The sequence below is a fragment of the Microcystis sp. M113S1 genome (assembly GCF_020246945.1).
Lineage (GTDB): Bacteria > Cyanobacteriota > Cyanobacteriia > Cyanobacteriales > Microcystaceae > Microcystis.
The window spans coordinates 1-9,394 of the sequence record NZ_JADBSA010000199.1; the positions used below are offsets into that span (position 1 = coordinate 1).

Sequence of the window (9,394 nt, forward strand, 5' to 3'; positions counted from 1 at the left end):
CTTGTTCGGGTGTGGGGTAAAATCGAAACGAATAGGCTTTTTCCATGTCTCACATTTTAGCATATATTTGGTAAATGTGTTAATATTTAACAGTAAAGCCGTCGTAGAACGACGGGGTTTCAGACCCAAAATTTTCGATGAGTGAACCTGTAACCCTTGAGGATATTTACCAGCTATTCCGCGCTTCGGCCGAGGAGTTTGATCGCCGTTTAAGGGAAAGCGATCTTCCTCGGGCCGAAATGGAACGTATTTTTGCCGAAGCGAAATTAGAAAGCGATCGCCGGGCCGCCGAAGCCGAGCGCTCGATGGCAGAACTGAAACGCACCGTAGAACGAACCAGCAAAGCGGTAGATAGTCTCACCACTCCCTGGGGTCGATTTGTGGAAGAATTGGTAGAACCGGCGGTTTTACGGCTTTTTCAGGAGAAAGGCATTGATATTAAGGAAGTTTATCCCCGTGCCAGAGTCAAACGTCAGGGCATCGCCATGGAAATTGATATACTAGCGGTGGATGATACAGAACTCGTGGTGGTGGAATGTAAATCTAGATTATCTAAAGATGATGTGGATGAATTTATCGAAAAATTGACTCGTTTTAAAATCGCTTTTCCCCATTATCAAAACTATCAAGCTTACGGTGCAGTGGCGGGAATCGAAATCAACGAGGGAATCGATCGATACGCATATAGAAAAGGTCTATTCGTGATTAAACCCTCTGGGGATACGGTGGCAATTATTAATGATGCTGACTTTCAACCAAATACTTGGTAAAGAGATATAATTAGGTATGAGGCCAAAAAGATGGCGTTGTGATTGATTAAGTCTGGGCAAACGCAATAAAATAAACAGGAGAATTGTTATGACTCGTTTAGTGGAATTTACCTCAGAGGAGGGGACTATTTACATCGAGGTGGATGAAAAGTTACCCTTACCCAAACCGAAACCAGAAGATGAACTTATTAGTCTAACAGATGAAATAGCTGTTAAAGCCGCTCAATCTTTTGAAGACGCATTAAATGGGATAAAACCGGTGGCAAATGCCATAATTAATAAGGTCAAAAGTTTGAATGAACCTCCTGATCAGGTAGAGGTAAAACTCGGGATAAAAATGACTGTTGGTCTAGGGGCTATTATTGCATCTGGCAGTGCCGATGTTAATTATGAAATTACCCTAAAATGGGATAACAAGGAAAAAAATAAGCAATCATCTACTCAATGAGGACTTAGATAGAAATAATGGTTGCATCTCTAGAATTTTCTGTGGTCAGAATTTATAAGCAACGAAAAAATAAAGATGATAAAATAGAAATTGTTGGGGCAGGATTTCTAATATCATCAGAATACTTGATTACCTGCGCTCATGTTGTTAATCAATCAATAGGAGAAAAAGATGTAACATCTACTAAGAAACCCACTGACATTATTGAGTGTGATTTTCCTATCATTGCATCGGGTACATCTTTAGAAGCAACCGTAGAAGTTTGGCATCCGGTTAAATTTAAAAGCAATGATCCGCAGGATATTGCTATTTTAAAATTAAAAGATTCAGTTCCTTCACAAGCTCAACCAGTTTCTTTAATTACCTATGAAATAGGAGATTTATCTGATCATAATTATAAAGCTTATGGTTTTTCCAGAAACGAAGGTGTCTGGTCTGATGGTAAGATACAAGGTGATATTGCTAACAACAAAATTCAGATAGAAGATAATAAAAGCACGGGATATGCTGTAGAAGGTGGGTTTAGTGGGACAGCTATCTGGGATGAGCAATTGGGGGGAGTAGTGGGGATGGCAGTAATGGCTGATAAGGAAAAATTGGTTGCAAAATCTGCATTTTTTATTCCTACTAATGTTCTTTTAAAAGCTTGGGATAGGTTGCTAGATTTAGCACGAGTAGAGGGAAGAATACCTGAAATTATCTCCTGGATTAGATATGTATTTGAAAACAATAATTATCAAGATCAACTTAATACAGCTTATGAAAATTTAGTAATTGAAGTGAGGGATAATTTAGTGGATTTACCTAGAAAAATTCCTTTCTCTTGGTCTGATTTTATAGAAATAATCTATCAATTAGATGAAAGACATTTTACCTATACTTCTCAATCAAAATTTTCTTGGTTAGAAATATTTATTGGCTATTTAGTTATTCAGTTAAACTCAACAGATGCTCTGGCAAAGTCATTAAAAGAATGGCTAAAAAAATATCAAAAAAAATGGGAAGTTTTAATCAATACTTTAGAAAATAATCGCCAGCAGCGATCGCTAAATGTTTCTCAAAAATCAACAGACAAAAATCCCTGCTTATTTGTTAGCCTTACAGAGGAAAACAAATCTTTAATGCTGAGAGCTTGGATTGTTAAAGATATCAACAGTTATCATCCCACAGAAAAAGAACCTCAAAAACGTGGAGAATATCAATCTTTAACCCCCAATGAAGGAATAAGTCTGGGTAATCATCTCCAAGAAAATGAATTGATTAATCACCTGAAAAAATTTAAACGAGAATCAGAAAATATCTGTCAATCTTCCCTAGAAAAAGTTCAATTTTTTCTACCCTATAGATTTATTGAAAAAGAGATTAAACCGATTGATTTATTCTCAATTCATGAAGTGGCAATAGCTACAGGCTGCGATCCCCATCATTGGGGAATCGATCATGAGATAATCATGAGATTTTCAGAACGAATAACAGCCGAAAATATCAAAAATCAACAAAGCTATTTATGGATCAAAAAATGCCAACTTTTTCGGAATATACAGCAGCAAAATTTGACCCAAATCTTAAAATGTGAAGAAGAAATCCAAGAACTGATCGAATCAAACAATCAGCAAGCAATTATCTTTAAAAAAACTCTGGCAAATAATGACCATCCGAATAAAATACTCAAATATCATAAATTTAACAATGTTATCGGTTCAAGGTTAACTAATCTCAGTCAAGAAAACTCCTTAGAGTTAAAAAATATTCTAGCCATTTTATACGAAACTGGAATCCCTTTATCTCTGTGGATACGACCCGATGCCAACCAAGAACTTAATTGTCAGGAAAAATTAGACCCTATCTGTCAATGTCCACTAGAAAAATTACCAGAAATAATTAAAAATAAACGTTCCGCCGCTTGGTTAGAAGATAATCATATTGGGAATCATCTATCATTACTTTGGGATGACTATCAGCTTGTTCCCCCCAACTATCCACTTTTGATGCCATAAATTAAATTATGAAAGACTGGAAAATTTTTACAGGAAATCAAGAACCCACAGACGCTTGGACATTACCAGAGCCTCCCAGCTGGCGACCTTTTGGCAAAGAAAAGAAACTGGGAGAAAGTCGTCGTAAGCATCGGGGAGAAACCTTTCTAGTGCGCGACGAAGAAATAAAAATGGTCAATGCAGCCTTGTATTTACGGCGACCTTTATTAGTAACTGGCAAACCCGGAACAGGAAAGTCATCTCTTGCCTATAAAGTCGCCCAGGAATTAAAATTAGGAGAAGTATTATACTGGCCGATTACCACCCATACTACCCTAAAAGATGGACTATATAACTATGATGCGATCGGTCGCTTACAGGAAGTTAAATTACTGGAACGAGAGCAAAAAGAATTAACCCCAAAAGAACGAAAAGACCAATTAAAACAGATTGAAAAATATATTACCCTTGGACCGTTGGGAACCGCATTATTAGAGTCAGAAAAGCCAAGAATACTGTTAATTGATGAAATTGATAAGAGTGATATCGATTTACCCAATGATTTACTCACCTTATTTGAAGAAGGACGCTTTGAAATACCCGAATTAGTTAGGCTAAAAGAAGAAGTGGATGAGGTTAATGTCCGCACTGCTTATACCGATACAACCGACATTACCAAGAAAGATATAAAAACAACTATAAAAGATGGTTTAGTTATCTGTGAGGCTTTTCCTTTTGTGATTTTAACTAGCAATGGAGAACGAGACTTTCCCCCACCTTTTTTGCGTCGTTGTCTCCGTTTAACCATGAAAGAGCCAGAGAAACCCGACTTAATTAAAATAATCGAGGCACATTTAGAAGAAACAATTACTAACAATCCAGACATCGATAAACTGATTGATAACTTCATTCAAAAGCGCAATTCACAAACCCTAGCTACGGATCAATTACTTAATGCTATTTTTATGGTCAAAAAAGGAGCTATATCAACTCAAGATGACCTCATTAGTCAACTTTTGAAAGATTTGGGGACGATAGAAGATGAGTGAATCCCCATCCAATTCATCAATTAAAAAACTATTAGATTATCTAGAGCAAACAGGACTAATCGAACGGTTACAACTCAGTGATGAAGATGTAGCTGATAGCATCTGGTTGGCCCTACAAATGGGAGTTGAAGACTTGCAACCACCCCCAAGAAATCCAGAAAATAAACAGCCAATAGATTCATCAACTTCTAATGAAATAGAGAAAAATTTAGAGGACATTCCAGAAGATAACCTATCAAAATCTCAGCCAAATATCGATGTTATTACCGAAGAATCTCTCCCCCAAGAAATAGAGAAAACTACCCCAATCCAAGGCTTTCCTTTTCAAGTTCCTGCTGCCGCGGCACTACAGACAGCACTCCCGATTAGTCGCGCTTTGCGTCCTTTCATGGGAAAAGTTCCCTCAGCAACTAAAACGATTCTAGATGAAGAAGCAACCGCTTCTTTTATTGCAGAAAGGGATATTTGGCTACCTGTGACTAAACCCCAACCGGAACGCTGGTTAACCCTCGAATTAGTAGTAGAAGAATCTAGATCCTCTTTCATTTGGCGAGAATTAATTAATGAGTTACAAAATCTCTTAGAAAATCAAGGAGCATTTAAAAACGTCAGAGTTTGGCAACTATCAACCTCAAATAATCAAGAATTACAGTTAGTAAGACGCAGAAAAAAAGTTAAACCTCAACAACGCTATCACTCCCATAAAGAACTTATTCATCCCAGGGGACAGGGATTAGTTTTATTAGTAAGTGATTGTGTTTCTCCTCTCTGGCAAAAAGCCTTAATTCATCCTTGGCTAAAAGATTGGTCGGAAAAACAACCCACCGCTATTCTGCAACTTTTCCCCGAAAGATTATGGAATAGTACCCAACTAGGACGGGGACGTAAACTCTTTACCACTGCTTTAACTGCTGGGGTTCCCAATCCGAAATTAATCTTAAAAAATTATCCCCAATGGCTACCGATTAACTGGCAAAATACCCTTCTTATTCCCGTAATCACGTTAGAAATAGAAGTCCTCAAGCAATGGGCAAAAGTTGTCGCTGGTTCAGGTAATGCTCAGATTTCCGCTTTTTTATTTGATTTAGAATTTATTAAACAACAAATTATTGAAATTCCCCCTATATCCAGAGAGGAAAATAAGCAAGACAGCGAAGATAAAAACAGCATCAAAAATAAAGCCGAGGCAATGGTCGAGCGATTTTTTGCCACCGCTTCAGAACCAGCCAAAAAATTAGCAAAAATGATGGCAGCTGCCCCGGTAAGTATGCAGGTGGTCAATCTTATTCGTAAAACTCTTTTAAACGAAGTGCGTCCCGTTCATGTGGCAGAATTCTACATGGGAGGTCTATTAAAACCGATTGTAGAAAATGAAGAAGGACAGTATCGAGTCTATGACTTTTTGCCCGGGGTACGTCAAGTCTTAAATGATGCTATCGGTAGGCGACAAACTATCAAGGTACTCGATGCTATTTCCCAATATATTGCCGGGGAAATTAAAAGTCCTATCCGCAGTTTTGCCGCTTTATTAACCCTATTACCCACCTATCCCCCAGAACAAAGAGAAAAAATTCTTCCCTTTGCTCAAGTCAGCATCGAAGTCTTACGCAATCTGGGGGGAGAATACGCAGAATTCGCCGAAAAAATCGCCGTTAATATCTCCAATCCCCTTCCAATCTCTAAACCCTCGGAACCTCCCTTAAAAACCCGTACCTTTGAATTTACCGTAGCAACCATAGAACGTCAGTCTCAAAGAAGTCGTTTTGAACCAAAAAAATGGGTAATTAAAAAGGAAAAAAGGCAAGCAAAAGGCATTGTCCAAAAACTAGCCGAGGGAGTCGAATTGGAATTGATGGAAATCCCCGGCGGCACATTCACGATGGGAACGGAAGATGAGGAAATCGAAAGACTGGTGAAAAAATTTGGTTGGGATGGATTTAGACGAGAAAAACCCCCACACCGAGTAACCGTTTCCTCTTTCTACATGGGGCGTTATCCTATCACCCAAGCTCAGTGGCAAGCTATCGCCGCAACCGCTAAAATAGACATCAACCTGGAGACAAACCCTTCTCACTTCAAAGGGGATGAGCTACCCGTAGAAAGCGTCAACTGGTATGAAGCAACGGAATTCTGTAAACGACTATCAAGGGAAACAAAACGGGAGTATCGGCTACCGAGTGAGGCAGAATGGGAATATGCCTGTAGAGCGGGGACAACAACCGCCTTTCACTTTGGGGAAACGATAACGGCAGATTTAGCTAACTATCGAGGTACTGGTACTAAAACTTATGCCGATGAACCCAAAGGAAAATATCGACGTAAAACAACCCCAGTGGGCTATTTTCAGGTAGCTAATGCCTTCGGGTTGTACGATATGCACGGAAACGTTTGGGAATGGTGTGCCGATACCTGGCACGATGATTATTATGATGGCGCAACGACGGATGGCAGTCCTTGGATAGAAAATCGTTCTCCATTGCGGGGCGGTTCTTGGTGCATACATCCGTATTACTGCCGTTCCGCTTGCCGCAGCTACAACCTCCGCCGCGGCAGCATCAACTTCGACGACAGCAACGGATTTCGGGTGGTGTGCGGTGCTGGGAGGACTTTGTAACCCTTTTTCTCTTTTTTTCCCTTTTTTTCCCTCATTCCCTTTTCTGGAATTTTTTTGAGCCAACTATAGTGCAAGCGTATTAATTTAGGGGTGGTCAATTATTTAGGGTCTGCGGCAAAAAGTTTTTCGTGGGGGTAGGGTGTGGGGTGTGGGGTGTGGGGTGTAGGTTTTTACCGATTCTGAGGGGGTCAATTACCTAATTTTCAGAGAAAAAGTCCCGGAATTTTCCCCCCGATCACTCCCAGAACTGGTACTTTTTGATTGACAAAAAGTCTAAAAGTCTTACCCAACAAGGTTTTTAGATTTATTCAGCAAGCCCTACTTAACTTTAATGATATAATCAGGTTAAGCTCAATAAGCTAAGACGAATTTTAACCGCCTATCCTTAGATTAGCCGAATCTTCTCCAATCCCCTTACTCTTGCCTTTTCTCATCTTAAAAAAACAGGAGATAGGACATTGAAATCGATCGAATTGCGGCAAAAACTAATCAACCAAATTGAGCGGCTGAGTTTTGAAAAACTTCTCGTTTTAGAAAAGCTGATCGAAAGCTTAGAAAGCCACTTACCAGAAACCTCAAAAAATATAGATTCTGCTCTAGAATCTCCAGCTTTAACAAATACTTATTTAGAAGATGCTCCAATCATAGGAATGTGTTGTGGTTTGACATACTCCCACCGTACAATAACCCTAGCATCTGTGTGAAAAAAAGGCCTATCTATGCAACTTTCGCCCCAAGAAAAAGATAAATTACTCATTTTCACGGCGGCACTGCTCGCCGAAAGACGCAAAAATCGCGGTATCAAGTTAAATTATCCCGAAGCGATCGCCTATATTAGCGCCGCCATCCTCGAAGGTGCCAGGGAAGGTCGTAGCGTGGCTGAATTGATGAGTTACGGCACTACTTTATTAACTCGCGAGGAGGTAATGGAAGGCATCCCGGAAATGATTACGGAAGTGCAGATCGAAGCGACTTTTCCCGATGGTACTAAATTAGTTACCGTTCACAATCCCATTCACTAACAGGAGATTTTTAGCAGCTATGATTCCGGGAGAAATTATCACACCATCTGGAGCGATCGAGATTAATGTCGGTCGCGACACCCTGCGTATTTCTGTGGCTAATACAGGCGATCGACCGATTCAAGTGGGTTCCCACTATCATTTTTATGAAGTTAATCAGGCCCTGGAGTTTCAGCGCGAATTAACCAAAGGAACCCATCTGAATATTCCCGCGGGTACATCAGTTCGATTTGAACCGGGAGACACGAAAGAGGTGGAATTAGTTACCATCGCGGGAACTGAAGAAATTTATGGCTTTAATGGTTTAATTAATGGTTCCCTCAAGGGCAAGAAAAAGAAAAAGTAAGGCCTTAACGGAAAAATTATCAGAGTTCGATCGCTCAATTATGGTAAAATCAAGGCAACGATAACTAATTCTTTCCAAGACTATGACGACGGTAAAAATTGGCATCATTGGCGGCAGTGGTTTATATAAAATGGATGCCCTCAAGGATGTGCGGGAAGTATCCCTCGATACTCCTTTTGGTTCTCCTTCCGATGCTTTAATTCTCGGCACTTTAGAGGGAACGGAAGTCGCCTTTTTAGCGCGTCATGGCAGAAATCACCATTTTTTACCGACCGAATTACCCTTTCGAGCTAATATTCACGCTCTCAAACAATTAGGGGTTGAATATATTATTTCCGCTTCGGCCGTTGGTTCCCTAAAAGCCGAAGTTAAACCCCTAGATTTAGTCATTCCCGATCAATTTATTGACAGAACTAAAGAGAGAATAGCGACTTTTTTTGGGGAAGGAATTGTTGCCCACGTTGCCTTTGGTGATCCCGTTTGTCCCCAATTAGCAAACATTTTAGGGGATGCCGTCGCTAGTTTAAACCTACCGGAAGTTACCCTGCATCGCGGCGGTACATACATCTGTATGGAGGGGCCGGCTTTTTCTACTAAAGCGGAATCAAATCTCTATAGAAGTTGGGGGGCAACCGTGATCGGTATGACCAATTTAACCGAGGCCAAATTAGCCCGAGAAGCGGAAATTGCCTACGCTACCTTAGCCCTAGTTACCGATTATGATTGTTGGCATCCTGATCACGATCAGGTCACGGTAGAAATGGTGATCGAAAATCTACACCATAACGCTATTAATGCCCAAAAAGTTATCCAAGAAACGGTGCGCCGTCTGGTAGCTAATCCTCCTGTTTCTGCCGCTCATTCTGCCCTTAAATACGCTATTCTTACCCGTCTAGATTCCGTTCCCGTCGCCACTAAAGAAAAATTAGCTCTCTTTTTGAAAAAATATCTTGAAGAGATAGAGAAATAGTAGAAAAAAGTCGTCGTTGAATCTAGAAATGGGTCATTTTTATCGCTGTCAACCAGACGATAAATTTGACCCAAATTCTAGGTTATCGAAAATTTGGGTTAAAACCCCGTCCTTTTAGGACGGCTTTAAGCTACAATGGAAAAAGCGATAACCAAGCTAAAAACTGAACCTTGACAACAGATAGTAAGGGGTTTCGTTC

10 protein-coding genes are annotated in these 9,394 nt (G+C 40.1%); 9 read left to right on the forward strand and 1 reads right to left on the reverse strand.

All coding sequences use genetic code 11. The annotated features are described in order from the left end of the window. Nucleotides 1–46, reverse strand: a 46-nt coding sequence (locus IM319_RS22475) for a helix-turn-helix domain-containing protein (RefSeq protein WP_353737100.1), incomplete at its 3' end; no start/stop codon positions are given. Nucleotides 47–137: 91 nt separating this feature from the next. Between IM319_RS22475 and IM319_RS10100 the strand changes: the two genes are divergently transcribed. The 9 genes from IM319_RS10100 (at nt 138) to IM319_RS10140 (ending at nt 9,195) form a co-directional block, all read left to right on the forward strand. Beyond that, entirely contained in the window at nt 138–770 is a 633-nt protein-coding gene (locus tag IM319_RS10100) for a DUF3782 domain-containing protein (RefSeq protein ID WP_287735496.1), read from the forward strand. A gap of 88 nt (nt 771–858) precedes the next feature. After that, nucleotides 859–1,218, forward strand: a complete 360-nt coding sequence (locus IM319_RS10105) for a CU044_2847 family protein (RefSeq protein WP_287735497.1) — start codon at nt 859–861, stop codon at nt 1,216–1,218. 17 nt (nt 1,219–1,235) lie between these two features. Then, nucleotides 1,236–3,215, forward strand: coding sequence for a trypsin-like peptidase domain-containing protein (locus tag IM319_RS10110; RefSeq protein ID WP_287735498.1), 1,980 nt, complete (start codon nt 1,236–1,238; stop codon nt 3,213–3,215). A gap of 8 nt (nt 3,216–3,223) precedes the next feature. Beyond that, the gene (locus tag IM319_RS10115) at nt 3,224–4,243 is read left to right on the forward strand and encodes an AAA family ATPase (protein ID WP_287735499.1); all 1,020 of its coding nucleotides are present in this window, start codon (nt 3,224–3,226) and stop codon (nt 4,241–4,243) included. Next, entirely contained in the window at nt 4,236–6,857 is a 2,622-nt protein-coding gene (locus IM319_RS10120; RefSeq protein ID WP_287735500.1) for a formylglycine-generating enzyme family protein, read from the forward strand. Before IM319_RS10115 ends, IM319_RS10120 begins: the two co-directional genes overlap by 8 nt. A 458-nt stretch (nt 6,858–7,315) precedes the next feature. Then, entirely contained in the window at nt 7,316–7,561 is a 246-nt protein-coding gene (locus IM319_RS10125; RefSeq protein ID WP_286825811.1) for a hypothetical protein, read from the forward strand. A gap of 15 nt (nt 7,562–7,576) precedes the next feature. Further along, the gene (gene ureA, locus IM319_RS10130; RefSeq protein ID WP_002738360.1) at nt 7,577–7,879 is read left to right on the forward strand and encodes an urease subunit gamma; all 303 of its coding nucleotides are present in this window, start codon (nt 7,577–7,579) and stop codon (nt 7,877–7,879) included. A 19-nt stretch (nt 7,880–7,898) separates the two neighbouring features. After that, nucleotides 7,899–8,225, forward strand: coding sequence for an urease subunit beta (locus IM319_RS10135; protein WP_002738732.1), 327 nt, complete (start codon nt 7,899–7,901; stop codon nt 8,223–8,225). Nucleotides 8,226–8,307: 82 nt separating this feature from the next. Then, nucleotides 8,308–9,195, forward strand: coding sequence for an S-methyl-5'-thioadenosine phosphorylase (locus IM319_RS10140; protein ID WP_287735501.1), 888 nt, complete (start codon nt 8,308–8,310; stop codon nt 9,193–9,195). Nucleotides 9,196–9,394: the final 199 nt, after the last annotated feature.